The sequence below is a fragment of the Sphingomonas sp. Root241 genome, from assembly GCF_001428865.1.
Lineage (GTDB): Bacteria > Pseudomonadota > Alphaproteobacteria > Sphingomonadales > Sphingomonadaceae > Sphingomonas.
On sequence record NZ_LMIV01000001.1, the window covers coordinates 1252213 to 1273668 of the forward strand.

The window sequence follows — 21456 nt, forward strand, 5'->3', positions numbered from 1 at the left end:
CCAGACAAAGGAAAACAGGGACTATGGCCAACCAGGAAGAGATCACCCAGCGCGTTGCCGCGCTCGTCGTCGACCATCTGGGCGTCGATGCCGGCGAAGTGAAGCCCGAAGCGAGCTTCATCGACGATCTGGGTGCGGACAGCCTCGACATCGTCGAGCTGGTCATGGCGTTCGAGGAGGAATTCGGCGTCGAGATCCCCGACGACGCGGCCGAGAAGATCACCACGGTCGGCGATGCGGTCTCGTACATCAGCGAGCACCAGGAAGGCTGATCGCCCTCCGGCGACCTGCCCGGATGGGCCGGCACTGCCATATAGCGGCTTCCCGTCCGGGCTCGAAAGAGAGGGCGGGGAGCCGTTTCGTTTTACGGGATTTGATCCCGATGAGAGAAGTTTGACGGAGAGAATGCCATGCGCCGCGTAGTCGTAACCGGCCTTGGGCTCGTCACCCCGCTGGGTGCCGATGTCGAGACGGCCTGGAAGAACATCATCGCTGCCAAGTCCGGCGCGGCCACGATCACGCGCTTCGACGCGACCGACTTCCACAGCAATTACGCGTGCGAGGTGAAGTCCGTCGATCACGAATACGGCTTTGATCCGGGCAAGCGCGTCGATCACAAGGTCCAGCGCCAGGTCGATCCGTTCATCGTCTTCGGCATCGATGCCGCCGGCCAGGCGATCGAAGATGCCGGCCTGCTCGACATGGACGAGGAAACGCGATTCCGCGCCGGTTGCTCGATCGGTTCGGGCATCGGCGGTCTTCCGGGCATCGAGAGCGAATCGCTGGTACTCGCCGAAAAGGGGCCGAAGCGCGTCTCGCCGCACTTCGTCCATGGCCGCCTGATCAATCTGATCTCGGGTCAGGTTTCGATCAAATACGGGCTGATGGGCCCCAACCACGCGGTGGTTACTGCCTGCTCGACTGGCGCGCATTCGATCGGCGACGCAGCGCGGATGATCGCGATGGACGATGCGGACATCATGCTCGCGGGCGGCGCCGAGGGCGCGATCTGCCCGATCGGCATCGCCGGCTTCGGCCAGGCGCGCGCGCTTTCGACTGGTTTTCGCGACGATCCCACAAAGGGCAGCCGGCCCTGGGACCAGGATCGCGACGGCTTCGTGATGGGCGAGGGGGCCGGCGTTCTGGTGCTCGAGGAATATGAACACGCCAAGAAGCGCGGCGCCAAGATCTATGCCGAGGTCATCGGCTATGGCCTGTCGGGCGACGCATATCACGTCACTGCGCCGCATCCCGAAGGTTCGGGTGCGTTCCGTTCGATGCAGATGGCGATGAAGAAGTCGGGGCTCGACCTAGGCGATATCGATTACATCAACGCCCACGGCACTTCGACGCCGCTCGGCGACGAGCTCGAGCTGGGCGCGGTTCGCCGCCTGTTCGGCAACAACATCGCGACGCTGTCGATGAGCTCGACCAAATCGGCGATCGGCCATCTGCTCGGCGGCGCCGGCGCAGTGGAGTCGATCTTCTGCATCCTCGCGATGCGCGATCAGGTCGCCCCGCCGACGCTCAACCTCGACAATCCGAGCGAGAATTGCGCCGGTGTCGACCTCGTCCCGCACAAGGCCAAGGAGCGCAAGATCAAGGCCGTGCTCAACAACAGCTTCGGCTTCGGCGGCACCAATGCCAGCCTGGTCATGAAAGCTGTCTGAGACGGTGCCTCCGCGTCGTCCGCGGCGGGCCGGCGGCTGTGCGATCCTCGTCGTCCTGCTCCTCGTGGCGGCGATCGGGCTCGGCGTGCTACAGCTGTGGGCGGGCAGCGGCCCTTCTCCGGCGAACATGTCCGTGCTGATCCCGCAGGGCGCGACGCTCAGCCAGGCGGCGACCGAGCTGGAGAAAGCGGGCGCGATCCGCTCGGCGCGACAGTTCGTGGTGCTCGCGCGGGTCTTCGGCGGCGGCAGGCAGATCAAGGCAGGCGAATATCGCCTGCTCGCGGGCGAGAGCCAGTCGGACATCCTCAAAGATCTGCAGGGCGGCAAGACGCTCCAGCGCAAGATCACCGTCGCCGAAGGCGTGCCGTCGATTCTCGTACACGAGGCGCTGATGAAGGCCGACGGGCTCAGCGGCCCGGTCGCGGTGCCGGCCGAGGGAAGCGTGCTGCCCGATACCTATGCCTATAATCGCGGGGAGACCCGCGCTGCGGTGTTGGCCCGCATGCAGAAGGCGATGACCGAGTATCTCGCTAAAGCGTGGGTGCGGCGGAAGCCGGGGATCGCGGTATCGACTCCGGCACAGGCGCTGACACTCGCCTCGATCGTCGAGAAGGAGACCGGCAAACCCGAGGAGCGACGGACGGTCGCCGCGGTCTATTCGAACCGGCTGCGCGTCGGGATGCCGCTTCAGGCCGATCCGACGATCATCTACCCCATCACCAGAGGCAAACCGCTGGGCCGTCGCATCCTCGCGTCGGAGCGCGACGCCAAGAACGCGTACAACACCTATTCGATGACTGGCCTTCCGGTCGGGCCGATCGCCAATCCAGGGCGCGAGTCGATCGACGCGGTGCTCGATCCAGCCCAGTCGAGCGCACTCTATTTCGTCGCCGACGGCACCGGCGGCCATGTGTTCGCCGACACGCTCGAACAGCACAACGCCAACGTCCAGAAATGGTATGCCCTGCGCAGAGCGCGCGGGGAGATGTAGGCGCGCCACGCGTCGCGGCGCGCCCTCGGTGGTCAGTAAGCGGCGGTGAAGCGGGCGCGGCTGTGGCGGTGCTGCTCCAGCTCGTCGACCATTGCGATGGCGTAATCGGCGAAGCTGATCTTGCTTTCCCCGTTCGCGTCGGTGACGAGCTGGTCGGTGCCGCGGCGATAAGTGCCGAGACGCGGGCCTTCGAAGATCAGAGCAGCGGGCGAGAAGAAGGTCCAGTCGATCTCCGTTTCTGCGCGAAGGGCTTCGAGGAAGGCAATGCCGCCGAGCGCCGCGCCTTTCCACTCTTCCGGGAAGGCAGGGTCGTCGATCACGCGCCTGCCGGGGGCGACCTCGAGACTGGCGGCGCCGCCGGTGACGAGCAGGCGCGGCACACCGGCTTCGCGCAACGCCGCGAGCAGCGTGGCGGCCGGGACATCGGAGTGCAGCGCGCTGATGACGGCGTCGGTTCCGCGGATCAGCCCGGCTAGCGCGGCGGGGGAGGCGGCATCACCCGCGCTGGGCGTGACACCCGGCAGTTGCGGAATCGCCTTGGGTTTGCGGGCGATCGCGATCACCTCATGGCCACGTGCCGCCAGTTCCCTGGTGATCTCCGAGCCTGCGCGTCCGCTCGCGCCCAGAACCGCTACTTTCATGTCCGATTTCCTTTCATGGTTTCTAACAGATACCAAGTCGAGTATGGATATCGGTCATGCAAGAAGGCACTTTGACGATAGATAGTTTCCCCGAGGGAACCGGCGCGCGCGGCGATGTCTATGCGGCGAACTGTCCGACTCGCAAGCTGCTGGATCGTATCGCCGACAAGTGGAGCGTGCTGATCTTGCTGCTGCTGGGGCAGGAGGCGATGCGCTTCAACATGCTCAGGCGGCGGACCGATGGCATATCGCAGAAGATGCTCAGCCAGACGCTGCGGTCGCTGGAGCGCGACGGGCTGGTCAGCCGCGCGGTGGTGGCGACGGTGCCTGTGACCGTCACCTATGCGATCACGCCGCTCGGCCGCGGGTTGCTCGGATCGCTGCAGTCGATGATCGACTGGGCCGAAACCCATATGGAGAACGTAGCCACAGCCCAGCGCGCCTATGACGACGCGCTGAACTGAACCAGATCGTCAGCGCGCGAGGCCGGCCGCCTGGCGGGCGAGTTGTTCGACTTCCGCGTCGCTCGCGCCCTTTGGCGTGACCCAGCTGCCGCCGACGCAGAGCACGGGATCGAATGCCAGCCACTCGGGCGCAGTCGCGAGGCTCACACCGCCGGTCGGGCAGAATTTCGCCTGATAGAAGGGCGCCGCCAATGCCTTGAGCGCCTTCAGTCCGCCCGAGGTCTCGGCTGGGAAGAACTTGAAGTGCGTCAGCCCGAGATCGAGCCCGCGCATGATGTCGCCTGCATTCGCAATGCCCGGCAAAAAGGGCACGCCGCTCGCGACGATCGGCTCGCCGAGACGCTCCGTCAGCCCCGGCGAGACGATGAACTCGACATCCGCATCCATTACCTGCTTGAACTGCTCGGTGTTGACCACGGTGCCGGCGCCGACGATCGCGCCTTCGACCTTCTTCATCTCCGCGATCGCCTCGATCGCCGCGCCGGTGCGCAGCGTCACTTCGAGCACGCGCAGTCCGCCTTTGACCAGCGCTTCGGCGAGCGGGCGGGCCTGCGCCGCGTCGTCGATCACCAGCACCGGGATCACCGGGGCCGTGCGCATGATGTCCTGGATCGTCGTCGTCAAAGTGCGTGCTCCTGGGCGAAGGCCGCCGCGGCGCCGTAAAGGCCCGGCTGCGGATGCGTGATCAGCTTGACGGGGATCGACGCCATCAGGTTCCGGAACCGGCCCTTGGCAACGAAGCGCTCGCCGAAGCCCGATTGCAGCAAATGGTCCTTGAGACGCAAGCCCAGACCGCCGGCGATCACGACTCCCGTAGGTCCGTGCGTCAGCGCGAGGTCGCCCGCGACTGCGCCCAGACTGAGGCAGAAACGGTCGAGCGCGGCGACCGCGAGACTGTCCTCGCCTTCGAAAGCCAGTTCCCAGATCTTCTTGTCGTTATGGCGCGGCACCGGCCGCTTCTCGAGCTCGGCCAGCGTCTCGTAGATCGCGACGATCGCGGGGCCGGCGACGATCCGCTCGGTAGACACGCGGTTATATTCGCGCCGCAGCCGCTTGACGAAGGCGTCCTCGATTGGATCGAGCGGTGTGAAATCGACATGCCCGCCCTCGGTCGCGATGATGTCGTAGCCGCCCTTGTGGCGGAAAACCTGCGCGACGCCCAGCCCGGTGCCGGGCCCGCACACGGTGATCGATCCGCGCTCGGGCAGCGGCATCTCGGGCCCGCACAAATGCAGGAAATCCGCATCGCCGAGCTGTGCGACGGCATGGCCGATCGCCGCGAAATCGTTGACCATCGTCCAGGTCTGGGCACCCAGCCGTTCCGGGATCAGCGCAGGGCGTATGATCCACGGATTGTTGGTGAGCTTGATCACCTCGCCGCCGACGGGGGAGGCGACTGCGATCGCTGCCGCCCTGGGCAAGGGGCGCCCGAGCGTTTCGCCGAACGCCTGCCAGGCGAGCTGCAGGCTCGGATGCTCGGCGACCTTCTGGGTCACCGGCTCGCTGATCGAGACGACGCGACCCTCAGCTACTTCGGCAACCGCGAAGCGGGCGTGGGTCCCTCCGATATCGACCGTGACGACTTCCATGCCTTCTCCCTGAACCTCTCATGCCCGTCGCCTGTCAACGTTGGCATACGGTGCGCCGCCCTTCTCTGCGCTGGACTGCGTGTTGTAAAGCGGGTGTCTAGAGTCCGGCCTCCGCCAGCATCGCGGATCCGCCCATCTCGGCCTCGCTGGCATAATGGCGCATCATCGCGAACAGCTCCCGGCCCGTGCCTTCCGCAGGCGGCGGCGCCACGCATTGCTCGCGCGCCGCCCACTCGGCCGGATCGACCAGGGCTTCGAGCTGGCCGGTTTCGGCACAGACACGCACCACGTCGCCATCGCGCAGCTTGCCGATCGGTCCGCCGCCCAGTGCCTCGGGCGACAAATGGATCGCGCACGGCACCTTTCCGCTCGCTCCGGACATCCGGCCGTCGGTGACCAAAGCGACGCGGAAGCCGCGATTCTGGAGCACGCCCAATGGCGGGGTGAGCTTGTGCAGCTCGGGCATGCCGTTGGCGCGCGGTCCCTGAAAGCGGACCACGACCACCACATCGCGCTCGAGCTCGCCGGCCTTGAACGCGGTCTGGACCTCGCTCTGATCGGCGAAGACCCGGCACGGCGCCTCGATCGTCCAGCGATCACGCTCCACGGCCGAGACCTTGATGCAGGCGCGGCCCAGATTGCCCTTGAGGATCCGGAAGCCGCCTTCGGGCGAGAAAGGTGCGTCGATCGTGCGGACGATGGTGTCGTCGCCGCTCTTCTCGGGATGGTCGTGCCAGACGAGCGCTTCGTCCTCGACGGCCGGCTTGCGCCCGTACGCGGACATGCCGTCCTTCGCGACGGTCAACGTGTCGCCGTGCATCAGTCCGCCCATGAGAAGCTCACGGATGACGAACGACGGCCCGCCGGCATCCTCGAAGCCGTTCACGTCGGCCGATCCGTTGGGATAGACGCGCGTCAGCAGCGGCACGGCGCGCGAGAGCCGGTCGAAATCGTCCCAGTCGATCAGGATGCCGGCCGCGCGGGCGAACGCCGGGACATGGATCAGGTGGTTGGTCGATCCGCCAGTTGCGAGCAGTACGATCGCGGCGTTCACGATCGCCTTCTCGTCGACGATATGGCCGATCGGCCGATAGTCGTTGCCGTTCCAGCCGATCTCGACCAGCCGATGCACCGCGGCCCGCGTCAGTTCCTGCCGCAGCTTCGTGCCGGGGTTCGGGAAGGCGGCGCCCGGCATATGGAGGCCCATCGCCTCCATCATCATCTGGTTCGAATTGGCGGTACCGTAAAAGGTGCAGGTGCCCTTGGAGTGATAGGCTGCGATCTCCGCTTCCAGCAGCTCCTCGCGGCCGACCTTGCCCTCGGCATAGGCTTCGCGGACCGCGGCCTTCGCCTTGTTGGCGAGGCCCGAACGCATCGGCCCGCCGGGAATCATCACCATCGGCAGATGCCCGAAGCGAAGCGCACCGATCAGCAGGCCCGGCACGATCTTGTCGCAGATACCGAGCAAGGCGGCGCCTTCGAACACACGGTGGCTGAGCGCGATGCCGGTGGAGAGCGCAATCGTGTCGCGGCTGAACAGCGACAGCTCCATCCCTGCATAGCCCTGCGTCACGCCGTCGCACATCGCGGGTACACCGCCGGCGACCTGCGCGGTAGCACCAGCTTCGAGCGCCCAGATCTTCATCTGCTCGGGATAGCGGTAATAGACCGCATGCGCCGAAAGCATGTCGTTATACGACGTGACGATGCCGATGTTCATCCGGTTCGCCGGCGTCATCAGGTCGCGCTGCTCGTCCGTTCCTGCATAGGCATGGGCGAGGTTGGCGCAGCCGAGCTTCGGCCGGTCCGCGCCGCTCTCGCGCTCGCGGCGGATCAGGTCGAGATAGGCCGCGCGGCGCTCCTTCGAACGCTCGATCACGCGATCGGTGACTGCGGCGATTTCCGGATGCAGGCTGGCCATCAGGCGCTCCAGTGAATGTCGACCGGCAGTTCGACGTCGGCGAGAACGCGTCCGACCGGATAATTGGAAGATGCCCCCTGCGCGATGGCCTGCTCCAGCACGTCGCGCTTCGCCTGGCCGGTAACCGCGATCATCAGCGCGCGCGCCGAGACGATCGCGGCCTTGCTCAGCGTAACGCGGGCGACCGGTGCTTCGGGCGGCAGCGGGTCGGGCATTACCCCGGTTGCGCGCCGCTCTTTGGGGCCGTTCAACGCCTCGTCGAAATCGGGCCCCGGGAAGATCGAGGCGCAATGCCCGTCGCCGCCTACGCCGAGCAGGCACAGATCGAGCGGCCAGTGCAGGTCCTGCAGGATCGCATCCGCCGCGCGGCCGGCCGCCTTGTAGTCGGCGACGGTCGCGCTGATCAGCGGGATCACGCGCGCACCCCTGGGGATGAAGACCTTGCCGATCGCAGTCACGTTGGAGAGCGGATCGCCCAGCGGCACCAGGCGGTCGTCGCCGGGAACGATCGTCACGCGCTTCCAGTCGAGCTTGGCCGCGGCGAGTTTCTCGTAGATCGGCAACGGGGTCTTGCCGCCCGCGAGCGCAACGACGGCGGCGCCGCGCGCGTCGATCGCGCTTTCGATGATGAACTGCACGTCGCCCGCGACGGCCGCGGCCATCTCGTCGGCGTCGTCATAGTCCCACCATTCGATTTCGGTCGTCATGTATGCTCCTGCGTATTCGGTGGGTTCGTCGTAATATGGGGCGGCAAGGCTATTCGTTCCACGTCACCCCGTCGCGCTCGGTGAGCGCGATCGCGGCCGACGGGCCCCAACTGCCCGAGGCATAGGGCCGCGGCTTGATGTCGTTGGCTTCCCAGCCGGCGCGAATGCCGTCGATCCATTCCCATTGCGCCTCGACCTCGTCACGGCGGACGAACAGGGTCGGGTCGCCTTCGATCAGGTCGAGCAACAGCCGCTCATAAGCGATGCGGCGAGGTGTGCTGGCGAATTCGGTATCGAGGCTGAGGTTGAGCGGTACTTCGCGCAGCCGCACGCCCTCGCGGTCGAGCCCGGGCTGCTTGGCCATCACCAGCAGCCGGACATATTCCTCGGGCTGGAGCCGGATCACCAATGTGTTAGGCTGCAGCATGCCTCCGCGATCGGCGAAGATCGAGTGCGGTACCGGCTTGAACTGGATCACGATCTCGCTGCGCCGCTCGCCCAGCCTCTTGCCGGTGCGCAGGTAGAAAGGCACGCCCTGCCAGCGCCAGTTATCGACATGTGCCTTGATTGCGACGAAGGTCTCGGTGGACGATGGCTTTTCGAGGTCGCTGGCATAGTCGCGGACGATCTCGCCTTTCACCGCGCCGCCGCCATATTGGCCGGTGACGGTGAGTTGCGGCGTTTCCTGCGCGCTGATCTTCCGCAGCGAGCGGAATACCTTGACCTTCTCGTCGCGGATGGCGGTGCCGTCGAAACGGGCAGGGGGCTCCATCGCGATCAGCGCGACCAGCTGGAGCATGTGGTTCTGGACCATGTCGCGCAGCGCGCCGGTCTCGTCATAGAAGCCCGCGCGGCCTTCGAGCCCGACTGTCTCGGACACGGTGATCTGGACGTGATCGATCCCCTGCGCATTCCACACCGGCTCGAACAGCGAGTTGCCGAAGCGGAGCGCGAGGATGTTCTGCACCGTCTCCTTGCCGAGATAGTGATCGATCCGGAAGGTGCGGTCTTCGGGGAAGGCGCCCGCGACGAGGTCGTTGATCTCACGGCTGGAGGCCAGATCCTTGCCCAGCGGCTTTTCGAGGCTGATCCGGACATTGTCGCCGGCGAGGCCCGCGCTCTTGAGCCCCTCGATCGTCGGCCCGAACAGCCACGGCGCGGTCGACAGGAAGATCGCCAGTCCGCCGGAGATGTTGCCGACCTTCTCGGCCAGCGCCGCGAAGCCGTTGATGTCGGAGGCGTCGAGCGGCTGATAGGAGAGCCGTTCGAGGAAGCTCCCGACAGCGCTGTCATCCTTGCGGTCGGCGGGGAGGAACTCGTCGAGCGCGTGGCGGGCGAACTCGCGATACGATTGGTCGTCCTTTTCGGAGCGCGCGGTGCCGGTGATCGTCAGTCCGGCCGGGAGCAATCCGTCGGCATGCAGCGCATAGAGCGACGGCAGCAGCATCCGCTGGGCGAGATCGCCGGTGGCTCCGAACAGCAGCAATTTGCCCACGGGTTGGTGCATCATCGGCCTCTCGTCGACTGTTTCGACCGCGAGACACCAAAGCCCGGCAAAGATCAAGCCGTGCGGTGCAGCATAGCTATGCGGCGTTAGAGAACCAGCCCCGCGGTCGGGTCGAGCTCTGCCATGATGTTGAGGTTCTGCACCGCGGCGCCCGCGGCACCCTTGCCGAGATTGTCGAGTGTCGCCACCAGCCGCGCCTGGCCGCGCTCGGCATTGCCGAACACCCGCACGCTGAGCCGATCGGTTCCCGCATCTTCCTCGATCGACACCGTCGAGACGTCGCCGGGCAGCACGCGGATCAGCGGGCTGTCCTTGTAGGCATCGCGCAGCGCGTTCTCGATCGCTTCCAGCGACGGGCGCCGCGTGAAGGTGTGAAGGGGCAGGGGCACTTCGACGACCATGCCGCGATAGGTGCGCACCACCGCGGGCTGGAAGATTGGGGGATGCTCGATCCGCGCGTGCTTCTGCATCTCCGGCACATGCTTGTGCTCGAGGCCCAGGCCGTAGCCGCGGAAGGCGGTGGCAGTGAAATTGTCGGAATTCTGGTCCTCGAACTCCGCGATCATCGACTTGCCGCCGCCCGAATAGCCCGAGACGGCGTTGACCGAGAAGACATGATCGAGCGGCACCAGCCCCGCGCGGATCAACGGGCGGACCAGCGCTAGGAAGCCGGTGGGATAGCAGCCGGGGTTGCTCACCCAGCGCGCCTCCGCGATTGCGTTCATCTGGCCGGGCTCGAGCTCGGCGAAGCCATAGACCCAGTCAGGGGCAACGCGGTGCGCCGTCGAGGCGTCGATCACGCGCACCTTTTCGGCGCGAATCATCGCCACCGCATCGCGCGCCGCATCGTCGGGCAGGCAGAGGATGACGAAATCGGCCGAATTGAGCGCATCCTCGCGCTTCGCAGGATCCTTGCGGTCGGCCTCGTTCAGGATCAGCTGCTCGATTCCCGCGCGGCCATCCAGCCGTTCGCGGATCTCGAGCCCGGTCGTGCCGACGGCGCCGTCGATGAATACCCGGATCGTCATTGCGGGTCCGCCAGCGAGGAAGCGGGAATGTAGCCGACAAGGCCGGCGCCGGGCGCCACACCCCAGGCATGGCTCCCGGCCAGCTCGAGTACTTCGAACACGTCACCCACGGCGAGTTTGGCCAGCACTTCGGAATCGGCGGCGGCACTGAGGCGAAGATCGGCGGGAACGGAAAGCGTGCGCGGCATCGGCGCGGCATAATGCGGAGCGAACACCCGATCCGCCAGCCGGACGTCGGCAAGATCGCGACGCACTGCGTCGACACGCGAATCGATGGTCGCAGAGCGGCCCTTCAGCGAGAAGCGCTTATGCGTTGGCCCTGCGGGCGGCTGGCTGGCCGATGTTGTCGCCGGCGAGGAAGTGCCCGAACTCTGCAAGAAAATCTGCCCCTTCAGCGGTACGCGCAACGAAGATGTTGCGTTTGTCGGTATCGTCACGTTGGCGGCGCAGATAGCCGAGCGTCCCCAGGCGATTCAAGGCGCGGGTAACTACGGGCTTCGATACGTTGAGGGCCCGCGCCAATCCGCGGACCGTATGCGGCCCCGGATCGAGATACACAAGCATCAGGAGAGCCATCTGGCGATTGGTGAGGTCGGGCTCGCCCGATCGCACATAGTCGATCAGTGTGTTCTTCCACGACGATAGCGATTGGTCCGGCATCGCGTTCACGGCATCTTCTCATGGTTACGTCCCCGGTTCTGCCTGGGGACACTCACACAAACGCAGCTTGGGCACAGTGGTTTCAGTGCGTTGGCGAAATGTTATCGCTTTGGCCCGGATGCTCGTCGTCACGCCCCGTAATCACCCGCGGATAGACGCAGGTTGATCCCCGGCGGCCGCTCCCCTATGTCGCCGCTTTCGCAACAGGTCCGGTCTCAATGTTCACCTTTCTGCTCGTCGTCCACGCCATCATCGCGGCACTGCTCGTGACCGTGATCCTCATGCAGCGCTCGGAAGGCGGCGGCTTGACTTCGGGCGGCAGCCCCTCAGGGCTGATGTCGGCGCGCGGCGCCGCGGACTTCCTGACCCGCGCCACTGCGATTCTCGCGACCCTGTTCATCGTGATGAGCATCGTGCTCGCGTTCATCGCCGCATCGCGGCACTCGACGACGATCGACACGTCGCTCCAGCGTGCGCCTGTCGCACCGGTCACCGCGCCGACCAGCGCGCCGGTGCCCTTCGCGGTCGGCAACAGCACCGCGCCGGCGAATGCAACTGCGCCGGCCAACGGCTCGGTTCCGCTCGCGCAATAACCCGCCGCTCTCCTCCTACGGAGAGCACAAATGAAAAAATAAGTGAGTCGCGCGCTTGTCGGCGCGCGGCCAATGACGTTAGGCGTTTACTCCCATGGCGCGGTATATTTTCATCACCGGCGGCGTGGTCTCCTCGCTTGGCAAGGGTTTGATGGCGGCGAGCCTTGCGGCTTTGCTCCAGGCCCGTGGCTATCGGGTCCGCATCCGCAAGTTCGATCCTTATCTCAACGTCGATCCCGGCACGATGTCGCCGCATCAGCATGGTGAGGTCTATGTGACCGACGACGGTGCCGAGACCGATCTCGACCTCGGCCATTACGAACGCTTCACCGGCGTCGCCTCGCGCCAGTCGGACAACGTCACCTCGGGGAGAATCTACAAGACGATCATCGAGCGCGAGCGCCGCGGCGACTATCTCGGCGCCACCGTACAGGTGATCCCCCACGTCACCGACGCGATCAAGGCATTCGCCCAGGACGAGACCGAGGATCTGGATTTCGTGCTCTGCGAGATCGGCGGCACCGTCGGCGACATCGAATCGCTGCCGTTCATCGAAGCGATCCGCCAGCTCCGCAACGATCTCGGCCGCGGCCAGACGGTCAGCATCCACGTCACGCTCGTGCCGTACATCTCGGCCGCCGGCGAGCTGAAGACCAAGCCGACTCAGCACAGCGTGCGCGAATTGGCGGCCCTCGGCGTCCAGCCCGACGTGCTGGTCTGCCGCTCGGAGCGCGAACTGCCGGCCGGCGAGCGCGCCAAGATCGCCCAGTTCTGCAACGTGCCCACCTCGGCGGTGATTCCGGCGCTCGACGCCAAGAGCATCTACGCGGTGCCGATGCAATATCACCGCGAGGGTCTCGACGTCGAAGTGCTGCGCGCATTCGGGATCGATCCGGGCGAGGCGCCGGACCTCGAGCGGTGGGAGCGAATCGTCAGCCGTCTCCAGAATCCCGAGGGTGAGGTCACGATCGGCGTGGTCGGCAAATATATGGGCGTCCCCGACGCCTATAAGTCGCTCCACGAAGCGCTGGTCCATGGCGGGATCGCCAACCAGGTCAAGGTCAACATCCGCTGGCTCGACGCCGAACTGTTCGAGAAGGACGAGGAGGAGATCGCCTCGAAGCTTGAGCCGATGCACGGCATTCTCGTCCCCGGGGGGTTCGGCGAGCGCGGCAGCGAAGGCAAGATCGCCGGCGTGCGCTTCGCCCGTGAACGCGGCGTGCCGTTCTTCGGCATCTGCCTCGGCATGCAGATGGCCTGCGTCGACGCCGCGCGCGATCAGGGGCTGAAAAATGCCTCCACCACCGAATTCGGCCCTACCGAAGAGCCGGTGGTCGGCATGATCACCGAATGGATGACCGCCGAGGGCATGCAGAAGCGCGAGGAAGGCGGCGATCTGGGCGGCACGATGCGGCTCGGCGCCTATCCGGCGAAGCTCGGCGGCAACAGCGTCGTCGCCTCGATCTACGGTGCCGAAGAGATCAGCGAGCGGCACCGGCATCGCTATGAAGTCAACACCCACTACAAGCCGCTGCTCGAAAAGGGCGGGCTCGTCTTCTCGGGCATGTCGCCCGACGGCACTCTGCCCGAAATCGTCGAGCGGCCGGATCATCCGTGGTTCGTCGGCGTCCAGTTCCACCCGGAATTGAAGTCCAAGCCCTTCGATCCGCACCCGCTGTTCGCGAGCTTCATCGAAGCGGCGGTGAAGCAGAGCCGGCTCGTCTGATTCCTCGTCACCCTGGGATGGCGGTGAAAGGGGTCAAATGCTGAACGCCGACACCGCCTGGCCGCTCTGGGACGACGCATCCCTCGAAGGCGCATTCACGCTCGCCGATCCGGCCGCGGCGCTCGAGGCCGCCGTCGTCACTGCCGTCATGCGACCCGTGTTGCTTGGATACCCGCCCGCACGACCCAATGGCCGCGCGATGCTGATACTCGGCGGGGGCGGCTATACCCAGCTCATGGCCGGGCGCGAGGGCGTCCAGGTCGCGCAGTGGCTCGCCGCGCTCGGCTATCACGCATTCGTCCTGATCCACCGTTTTCCGAATGCCGGGCACGGCATCGCCGCACCGCTGGACGATGCGATGGAAGCGATGCGGTCGATCCGTGCCAGCGGGCATGCCGATAGCGGCCTCGGTGTCGTCGGACTGTCCTCGGGCGGGCACCTCGCCGCGTGCTTGGCTGCCGACTATCCGGCGGAGTGGACGGCGCCCGCTACGCGCCATGCCGGGGAGGCGACGCGGCCGGACGTGCTGGTGGTCGGCTATGCGCCGATCTCGACCAACGCCAGGGGCCGAACGACCGTCGCGGACAAGCCGCCGCTGCCGCCGGCCGAGAAGCAGGCGATGTACGATCGCCTTCAGCCCGATGCGCAACTGATCGCGAATCCGCCGCCCGCCTTCATCGTCTATGCGGGGAATGATGCGGTGGTCCCGGTCGAGAATGCCCGGCGGCTGCACGTGGCGCTCATTGCGGCGGGCGGCGCGGCCGAGCTGCACGTCTTTGCGGACGCGCCGCACGGTTTTGCGCTGGATACGCCGGACATGCCGGTGTCGATATGGCCGCGGCTCTGCGAGGCATGGCTGCGGCAGGTTGGCTTCCTCCAGGCCTGAAGGGTCTTCACCCGCACGCGCGCTTCGATTAGCGACACGCGCCATGCGTATCCTTGTCGCCTTGCTCGCTTTTCTCGTCTTGGTCCCTGCCAGCGCCGCGCAGCAGCGCCCGGCTCCGGGGATGATCCGCGTGAAGATCGAGACGTCCGAAGGCGCGATCGTGCTGGCGCTCGATGCGAAGCGGGCGCCGAAGACGACTGCGAACTTTCTGGCATATGTCGATGACGGCCGGCTCGACGGTACCGGTTTCTACCGGGCGTCGCGGCGCACCGGAAATCCGAAGTTCGGCTTCGTCCAGGGTGGGATCGCCAGCGACGCCCGGCGCGTGCTCCCGTCACCGCCGCTCGAGCCGACCAACGTCACCGGCATTCGCCATACCGACGGCGCCATTTCGATGGCGCACGGGGTGAACATCGACGGAGCCACCGGCAATTTCTCGATCATGGTGGGCGACAATCCCTCGCTCGACGCGCGCGGTACCGGCCGCGGCGGCTATGCGGCGTTCGGTCATGTCGTGGGAGGGATGGACGTTGTCCGGAAGATTCTGGCCAAACCCACGGGTGGGGGCAGGGGGCCGATGCGCGGCCAGATGATCCAGCCCGGACCGGTCAAGATCCTCCGCGCCGTCCGCCTCGATGGCGCACCCCAGCCTACCGGGCAGGTCAAGCCGTGGCAGATCAGCCCGACTCCGTGGATCCAGCCGAACTGAAGACAAGCGAACCGCTCTTCCGTTCGCCCTGAGCCTGTCGAAGGGCGCCTTGCCTCAAGCGAGGTGTTTGCGTCCGTACTTCGACAAGCTCAGACGAACGGCGAGGCAAAACAAAACAAAAGGCGCCCGGGCAATGCCCGAGCGCCCCTGCTGCGGCGCCCAAAGGGAGAAAAGCGCCGCGAGCCGTGGTGGTTCTTACGCCGCGTCGCGATGCGGGATCGCGGCCGTCGGCTGGCTGCCGGCGTTCACTGCGATCTTCTTCGGCTTCATCGCCTCGGGAACCTCGCGGACCAGCTCGATGACGAGCAGGCCATCGGCGAGGTTCGCGCTCTCGACGCGAACGAAGTCGGCGAGTTCGAAGCGGCGCTCGAAGCTGCGATTGGCGATGCCGAGATGCAGGAACGCGCCCTGGTTGTTCTCGTTCTCGTTCGCCTTCTTGCCCTGGACCAGCAGCAGATTCTGCTGCGCAGTCACGTCGATCTCGTCGGGCTTGAAGCCGGCGACGGCGAGCGTGATGCGATAACGGTCCTCGGCGAGGCGTTCGAGGTTGAAGGGCGGGTAGTTCTCGCTGCTCGCCTGACGCGCACTGGCCTCGAGCAAGTCGAACAGCCTGTCGAAGCCGACAGTCGAGCGACGGAACGGAGTAAAGTCGAACTGACGCATTTCAAATCCTCCTGTGAGCAAGTTGAACGTCTACTTGCGCAGTGCCCGGATGTCCGCGGCGCTGCTTGCCCGGCCCATATGGCACCGTGGCAAAACGAATGTGGTTCTGTTGCCGGCTTATTCAAGATGCGCTGAAGCCAAGGCTCCTCGCGGCGGAGAAACGGAGCTTCGGCTTCCCAAAGATTCGCTTGCTGGCTAATGCCTATCAATCCAGTGGAGATTGGACGCGACAAAATTAGGGGATGTTGATGCGCCGTTCTTCGCTCTCACTGCTGCTGCTTCTCGGGGCCTCGCCCTTTGCTGCCGGCGTTGCCGTCGCGCAGGAGGTGCCGACCGTCACTGCCCCCGACACGAACGTGCCCAGCATTCCCGGCGAACAAGACCGCACTCCCGAAGATGTCCAGCGCAGCTCGGCGGCCTCGGATATCGTGGTCACCGCGCGCCGCCGTGAGGAGCAGGTTCAGGACGTGCCGATCCCGATCTCGGTTGTCGGCGTGAAGGAACTGGACAGCACCGGCAGCTTCAACGTCCAGCGCCTCCAGCAGCTGCAGCCCGCGCTGCAATTCTATTCGTCGAATCCGCGCAATTCGTCGATCAACATTCGCGGCCTCGGCGCGCCGCTCGGCCTCACCAATGACGGCATCGATCAGGGCGTCGGCGTCTATATCGACCAGGTCTATTTCAGCCGCGTCGCGGTCGCCACGCTCGACTTCCTCGACGTCCAGCAGGTCGAGACGCTGCGCGGGCCGCAGGGCACGCTCTACGGCAAGAACACCGTCGCGGGCGCGATCAGCATCACCAGCAAGGCGCCGAGCTTCAATTTCGAGGGACGCACCGAAGTGACTCTCGGCAATCTCGCCTTCAAACAGGCCAAGGCCTCGGTCTCGGGACCGCTGGGCGACACCGTCGCGGTGCGGCTCGGCCTCTCGACCACCAGCCGAAAGGGCACGATCTTCAATGTCGCGAGCGGCAATTACGTCAACGAGCAGGACAATATCGGCCTCCGCGGCGCTTTGCTTTGGCATGCGAGCGACAGCCTCAGCCTGACGCTGTCGGGCGACTATAACCGTCAGGACCCCGAATGCTGCGCGCAGATCTATGTGCGCTACGGGCCGACCCAGCGCGCGGCGAACCGGCAATATCCCGCGCTCACTGCGGCGCTGGGCTATACCGTGCCGAGCACCAATCCGTTCGATCGGCTGACCGACGTCGACGCCGATCTCAACGCACTCAACGTGCTCGGCGGGGTCTCGCTGCGCGGCGAGCTCACGCTCGGCTCGGGTACGCTCACTTCGGTCACGGCGTGGCGTTTCTGGGACTGGGGTCCGGCGAACGATCGCGATTTCACCGGCTTGCCGATCACCACGCGCTCGCAGAATCCGACCCGGCAGGACCAGTTCACCCAGGAATTCCGCTACGCCGGCGAAGGCAATGGCTTCGACTATGTCGTCGGCGTCTTCGGTTTCTATCAGAAGATCCACACCACCGGCATCCAGGAACAGGGCTCGGCGGCGAGCCGCTGGCTGCTGGCTCCCAGCAACCCGCTCTCCAACGATCCCACCGTGCTCGACGGGCTGACTGCGAGCAATGACATCCTGCTCAAGAATTTCAGTGGCGCAATCTTCGGTAAGTTCAACTGGGACGTGACCGATTCGATCACGCTCTCGCCCGGCATCCGCGTAAACTATGACGACAAGGTCGGCAGCTATGTCAGCATCGTCCGCGATGCGCAGGGCAATCTGGTGCCCTATAGCGGCGGCACCGCGCGCCAGGCTGCCCAGCGCGAGGCGATCCAGCCTCAGGCGTTCGAGGACGAAGCCTATCGCGCCTGGAACCTCACTTATGACCTGACTGCGTCGTACAAGCCGTCGCGCGACATACTGCTCTACGCGACCTATGCCCACACCTTCAAATCGGGTGGCCTCAACCTCAACGGCGTGCCGGTGGTCAATGGGGTGGTGCAAACTGACCTCGCCCAGATCGATCCCGAGAAGGTCGACCACTTCGAGCTGGGCGTGAAGTCGCAATTCTGGGAACGCAAGGCGACGCTCAACGTCTCGGGCTATTGGACGATCATCAAGGATTATCAGGCGATCGTGAACAACAGCTCGACCTCGACGCTGCGCGGCTATCTGGCCAATGCTGGCGAGGTCCGCGTCCGCGGCGTGGAAGCGGACTTCTCGATCCGCCCGACCGAGCGCTTCAACGCTTATGTCAACGGCGCCTATACCGACCACGAATATGTCGAGTTCAAGAACGCGCCGTGCCCGCCCGAGCTTTCGGGCGGCACCGCGGCGCCGGTCGGCAGCCCCGGCGGCACGCCCGGCGTGCCCGGCCAGCTCAGCCCCGTCGTGTGCGATATTTCCGGGCAATGGCTGCCCGGCATCTCCAATTGGGCCTTTTCTTATGGCGCGGAGTACAACGTTCCGGCGAAGCTGCTCGGACTGGACGGCGAATTCTACTTGGCCGGCGACGCCAATTACCGCTCCAAATTCTCGTCCAACGCCTCGCGTTCGATCTACACCGATGTCGAGGGATACACGCTGGCGAACTTCCGCCTCGGCTTCCGCACCGACGATTTCAACGTGTTCGGCTGGGTCCGCAACGCGTTCGACGAGGAATATTTCGAGCTGCTCGCGACGACGCCGGGCAATACCGGCCTCGTGGCCGGCAATCCGGGCGATCCGCGCACTTATGGTTTGACGATCAGCAAGGCCTTCTGATCGGACCACGCACTAGCGTCTCGCCATGGCCGGGGGACGTTAGGGGAGGGAGGCGGCGCCCGCACCGCCTCCCTCTTTACCTTGGGAAAGCGGGCGTCGGGAGCCCGGAAACGGCAAACGCCCGGACCGTTTCCGATCCGGGCGCCTGCGTGACGACTGCTCGTCAGCCCCCTTTGTAAGGCTCTGCCCGCGCGCTCGTACTTGCCTACGAGCGGGGCGGAGCCCTCCCCGAACCACGGCCATTTGCTGCCTGCGTTTCGACGAGCGTTTTGCTACGTCGCCGGGCGGCTTTTGTCACCGGGTTTACAAGGACTAGCCGCAGATTGGTGTCACCCTGTGTTGAATCGGCAACATAGCGGACACACCGTGAATCGCGCGGCTCCATTGCCAGCCGCCACTGCCATGCCCTAGAGCGGCGGCGAACACGCACGTCAGGGCTCCCCGACCGCATGCTATTGTCGCGTTACGAGCGGATGATCGCCCGCCGCTATCTCCTGCCTGGCCGCAGCGAGGCGTTCATCGCCGTCGTCGCCGGATTCAGCCTTGTCGCCGTGATGCTCGGCGTCGCCGCATTGATCGTGGTGATGAGCGTCATGAACGGCTTCCGGGCTGAGTTGTTCGACAAGATCACCGGGCTGAACGGCCATGCCGTGGTGCAGGGCTATGGCGGGCAGCTGCGCAACTGGCGCGAGATCGTCGCGCAGGCCAAGGCTACTCCCGGAGTCACCAGCGCGACTCCGCTGATCGAGCAGCCCTTGTTCGCGAGCTTCAATGGTCGCGTCGAATTCGCCCAGATCCGTGGCATGCGGGTCGAGGACATTCGCAGCAACCCGGCGCTCAAGGGCAAGGAAGTCATCGGCTCGCTCAATCGCCTCCGCGCCGGTGGCGAGCAGATCGCGATCGGATCGCGGCTCGCCGAATCGCTCGGCGCGACGGTCGGCAGCAAAATCACGATCATCAATCCCGCCGGCGCCGCCACACCGATGGGCACGATGTATCGGTCGGTCAGCTACACGGTGGAGGCGATCTTCGAGGTCGGGGTCTACGATTTCGACAAGATCTTCGTCGTGATGCCGATCGAGGATGCGCAGACCCTTTTGCTGCTCGGCGACTCGGTAAGCATGGTCGAGATGGACACCGACGCTCCCGACAATGTCCAGCAGATCGTCTCGCCCTTGATCGACAAGGTCGGCAAGAGCGGCCAGATCGTCGACTGGCGCCAGATGAACCGCGAGCTGTTCGAGGCGCTCCAGGTCGATCGGATCGTCTCGTTCACCGTGCTCTCGATCATCCTCGTCGTCGCATCGTTCAACATCGTTTCCTCGTTGATCATGCTGGTGCGCTCGAAGACCCGCGACATTGCGGTGCTGCGCACGATGGGCGCCACGCGCGGCGGCTTGATGCGCATCTTCGTGACCGTGGGTACTACGATCGGCGCGCTGGGTGTCGCCGCGGGCGGACTACTTGGTTTCCTGTTCATCACCTTCCGCGCCCAGGTGGTGCAATTCATCGGGCTGGTGACCGGGCAGCAGATCTGGGATCCCTCGATGCGCTTCCTCACCGAATTGCCGGCCAAGACCGATCCGTTCGAGACCATCGGCATCTGCGTGATGGCCCTTCTCTTCACGTTCCTCGCCACGCTCTACCCGGCGTGGAAGGCGGCGAGCACCGATCCGGTGCAGGTGCTGCGCTATGAATGAGCCGATCCTCCAGACGCGCGGGCTGAAGCGCAGCTTCCGTCAGGGCGAAGCGGTCATCGAGGTGCTGCGCGGCGTCGATCTCGACGTGATGCCAGGCGAGATCGTCGCTCTCCTCGGCCCCTCCGGCTCGGGCAAGTCGACCTTGCTGCAGGCGGTGGGTCTGCTCGAAGGCGGGTTCGAGGGCTCGATCCGCATCGCCGGCAAGGAAGCCGCGCAATTGCCCGCGGGCGGCCGCACCGAGGTGCGCCGCAACAGCCTCGGCTTCGTCTACCAATTCCACCATTTGTTGCCCGATTTCAACGCGATCGAGAATGTCGTGCTGCCGCAGATGATCCACGGCGCCACCCGCGCCGATGCCGACGCGCGCGCCGGCCAATTGCTCTCGGCGCTCGGCCTCGCGGAGCGGTTGACCCACCGCCCCAACCAGCTCTCGGGCGGCGAGCAACAGCGCGTCGCAGTCGCCCGCGCGCTGGCCAATCGGCCGGCGCTGGTTCTCGCCGACGAACCCACCGGCAATCTCGACGAGGCAACCGCCGACCGGGTCTTCGCCGAATTCCTCAATCTGGTGCGCGGGGAAGGATCTGCGGCATTGGTCGCGACGCATAACGAGCGGCTCGCCGAACGCATGGACCGCGTGGTGCGACTGCATGAGGGCCATCTCGAATGAGCGTCTGGCGCGAGACGCCGACGCTTGCTGGCCGCCATGTGACATTGCGCCCGATGGTCCGCGAGGACTGTGAAGAGCTGCTCCTTGCCTTTGAAGGCTTGCACTCGCTGTTCCACACCACGGTGCCGACCGCCGAGACCTTCGACGCCTGGTATGATCGGGTGATGTTCGACACGGCTGCGGGGCGAAACCTGCCCTTCACGGTGCTCGATGCGGACGGCCGCATTTCGGGCGTCACGCGGCTGATGCGGATGAGCGAGGCGCATCGCCGTGTCGAGATCGGCGGCACGCTCTATGCGCCGCGCGTTCAGCGCACCGGGCTCAACACCGAGGCGAAATATATGCTGCTCGGCCACGCCTTCGAGATGCTGAGCGTCAATTGCGTCCAGATCCGCACCGATTTCCTCAACCACGCCTCGCGCCGCGCGATTGAGCGGCTCGGTGCGCGGCTCGATGGTATCCTGCGCGGGCACCTGATCCTGAATGGCCATTTGCGCGATAGCGCGGTCTACAGCATCCTCGCGCACGAATGGCCGGGCGTGCGCCGCAACCTCGAATTGCTGATGGCCAGGCATGGGGTGCGCGCATGACTCGATTGCGGACAGGGCGTC

Annotated in this window: 22 protein-coding genes; 12 read left to right on the forward strand and 10 right to left on the reverse strand. The window is 65.6% G+C overall.

All coding sequences use genetic code 11. From position 1 onward, the window contains the following. Positions 1–23: 23 nt before the first annotated feature. The 3 genes from ASE13_RS05790 (at position 24) to mltG (ending at position 2661) form a co-directional block, all read left to right on the forward strand. Positions 24–272 carry an acyl carrier protein gene (locus tag ASE13_RS05790; RefSeq protein ID WP_056612581.1) on the forward strand — a complete coding sequence of 83 codons (249 nt, stop codon included), beginning with the start codon at positions 24–26 and terminating at the stop codon, positions 270–272. A gap of 138 nt (positions 273–410) precedes the next feature. After that, the gene (fabF, locus tag ASE13_RS05795) at positions 411–1670 is read left to right on the forward strand and encodes a beta-ketoacyl-ACP synthase II (RefSeq protein WP_056612583.1); all 1260 of its coding nucleotides are present in this window, start codon (positions 411–413) and stop codon (positions 1668–1670) included. Between the two features lie 4 nt (positions 1671–1674). After that, complete coding sequence (mltG, locus tag ASE13_RS05800; RefSeq protein WP_056612585.1) at positions 1675–2661, forward strand: endolytic transglycosylase MltG; 987 nt, start codon at positions 1675–1677, stop codon at positions 2659–2661. Between the two features lie 32 nt (positions 2662–2693). On the opposite strand, the gene ASE13_RS05805 is transcribed toward mltG, so the two are convergent. Beyond that, entirely contained in the window at positions 2694–3302 is a 609-nt protein-coding gene (locus ASE13_RS05805; RefSeq protein ID WP_056612587.1) for an NAD(P)-dependent oxidoreductase, read from the reverse strand. A gap of 56 nt (positions 3303–3358) precedes the next feature. Here ASE13_RS05805 and ASE13_RS05810 point away from each other — a divergent pair, with 56 nt between their 5' ends. Beyond that, positions 3359–3766 carry a winged helix-turn-helix transcriptional regulator gene (locus tag ASE13_RS05810; RefSeq protein WP_056612589.1) on the forward strand — a complete coding sequence of 136 codons (408 nt, stop codon included), beginning with the start codon at positions 3359–3361 and terminating at the stop codon, positions 3764–3766. Positions 3767–3775: 9 nt separating this feature from the next. Here the strand turns inward: ASE13_RS05810 and eda are convergent, their stop codons facing one another. The 8 genes from eda to ASE13_RS05850 form a co-directional block, all read right to left on the reverse strand. Beyond that, positions 3776–4366, reverse strand: coding sequence for a bifunctional 4-hydroxy-2-oxoglutarate aldolase/2-dehydro-3-deoxy-phosphogluconate aldolase (gene eda, locus ASE13_RS05815; RefSeq protein ID WP_200955662.1), 591 nt, complete (start codon positions 4364–4366; stop codon positions 3776–3778). 20 nt (positions 4367–4386) lie between these two features. Next, positions 4387–5355: a glucokinase gene (gene glk, locus ASE13_RS05820; RefSeq protein WP_056612593.1), complete on the reverse strand. Its 969-nt coding sequence runs from the start codon at positions 5353–5355 to the stop codon at positions 4387–4389. A 97-nt stretch (positions 5356–5452) separates the two neighbouring features. After that, positions 5453–7276 (reverse strand): phosphogluconate dehydratase, encoded by a 1824-nt coding sequence (gene edd, locus ASE13_RS05825; RefSeq protein ID WP_056612595.1) that lies wholly within the window; start codon positions 7274–7276, stop codon positions 5453–5455. Beyond that, positions 7276–7983, reverse strand: coding sequence for a 6-phosphogluconolactonase (gene pgl, locus ASE13_RS05830; protein ID WP_056612597.1), 708 nt, complete (start codon positions 7981–7983; stop codon positions 7276–7278). The genes edd and pgl overlap by 1 nt, the downstream gene beginning before the upstream one ends. Positions 7984–8032: 49 nt before the next feature. Then, positions 8033–9493, reverse strand: a complete 1461-nt coding sequence (zwf, locus tag ASE13_RS05835; RefSeq protein ID WP_056614779.1) for a glucose-6-phosphate dehydrogenase — start codon at positions 9491–9493, stop codon at positions 8033–8035. 83 nt (positions 9494–9576) lie between these two features. Beyond that, positions 9577–10518, reverse strand: a complete 942-nt coding sequence (gene argC / locus ASE13_RS05840; RefSeq protein WP_056612599.1) for an N-acetyl-gamma-glutamyl-phosphate reductase — start codon at positions 10516–10518, stop codon at positions 9577–9579. Then, complete coding sequence (locus ASE13_RS05845; RefSeq protein ID WP_156404750.1) at positions 10515–10772, reverse strand: SH3 domain-containing protein; 258 nt, start codon at positions 10770–10772, stop codon at positions 10515–10517. Before ASE13_RS05845 ends, argC begins: the two co-directional genes overlap by 4 nt. Positions 10773–10824: 52 nt before the next feature. Continuing rightward, positions 10825–11178, reverse strand: coding sequence for a MarR family transcriptional regulator (locus ASE13_RS05850; protein ID WP_029727285.1), 354 nt, complete (start codon positions 11176–11178; stop codon positions 10825–10827). Between the two features lie 218 nt (positions 11179–11396). On the opposite strand from ASE13_RS05850, the gene secG reads away from it, so the two are divergent. The 4 genes from secG (at position 11397) to ASE13_RS05870 (ending at position 15092) form a co-directional block, all read left to right on the forward strand. Beyond that, positions 11397–11771, forward strand: a complete 375-nt coding sequence (gene secG / locus ASE13_RS05855) for a preprotein translocase subunit SecG (RefSeq protein WP_056612601.1) — start codon at positions 11397–11399, stop codon at positions 11769–11771. A gap of 94 nt (positions 11772–11865) precedes the next feature. Further along, a complete protein-coding gene (locus ASE13_RS05860) occupies positions 11866–13497 on the forward strand; it encodes a CTP synthase (protein ID WP_056612603.1) in 1632 nt (543 codons plus the stop codon). Positions 13498–13534: 37 nt separating this feature from the next. Next, on the forward strand, positions 13535–14383 hold the full coding sequence (locus ASE13_RS05865; protein ID WP_056612605.1) for an alpha/beta hydrolase: 849 nt from the start codon (positions 13535–13537) through the stop codon (positions 14381–14383). 43 nt (positions 14384–14426) lie between these two features. Then, positions 14427–15092, forward strand: a complete 666-nt coding sequence (locus tag ASE13_RS05870) for a peptidylprolyl isomerase (protein ID WP_056612608.1) — start codon at positions 14427–14429, stop codon at positions 15090–15092. Positions 15093–15287: 195 nt separating this feature from the next. On the opposite strand, the gene ASE13_RS05875 is transcribed toward ASE13_RS05870, so the two are convergent. Beyond that, a complete protein-coding gene (locus tag ASE13_RS05875; protein WP_056612610.1) occupies positions 15288–15755 on the reverse strand; it encodes an Hsp20 family protein in 468 nt (155 codons plus the stop codon). 248 nt (positions 15756–16003) lie between these two features. Between ASE13_RS05875 and ASE13_RS05880 the strand changes: the two genes are divergently transcribed. From ASE13_RS05880 to ASE13_RS05895, 4 genes are all read left to right on the forward strand, one after another. After that, on the forward strand, positions 16004–18478 hold the full coding sequence (locus tag ASE13_RS05880; protein WP_056614788.1) for a TonB-dependent receptor: 2475 nt from the start codon (positions 16004–16006) through the stop codon (positions 18476–18478). 449 nt (positions 18479–18927) lie between these two features. Then, positions 18928–20178, forward strand: coding sequence for a lipoprotein-releasing ABC transporter permease subunit (locus ASE13_RS05885; RefSeq protein ID WP_056612612.1), 1251 nt, complete (start codon positions 18928–18930; stop codon positions 20176–20178). After that, a complete protein-coding gene (locus ASE13_RS05890; protein ID WP_056612613.1) occupies positions 20171–20845 on the forward strand; it encodes an ABC transporter ATP-binding protein in 675 nt (224 codons plus the stop codon). Before ASE13_RS05885 ends, ASE13_RS05890 begins: the two co-directional genes overlap by 8 nt. After that, on the forward strand, positions 20842–21435 hold the full coding sequence (locus ASE13_RS05895) for a GNAT family N-acetyltransferase (RefSeq protein WP_056612615.1): 594 nt from the start codon (positions 20842–20844) through the stop codon (positions 21433–21435). Before ASE13_RS05890 ends, ASE13_RS05895 begins: the two co-directional genes overlap by 4 nt. Positions 21436–21456: the final 21 nt, after the last annotated feature.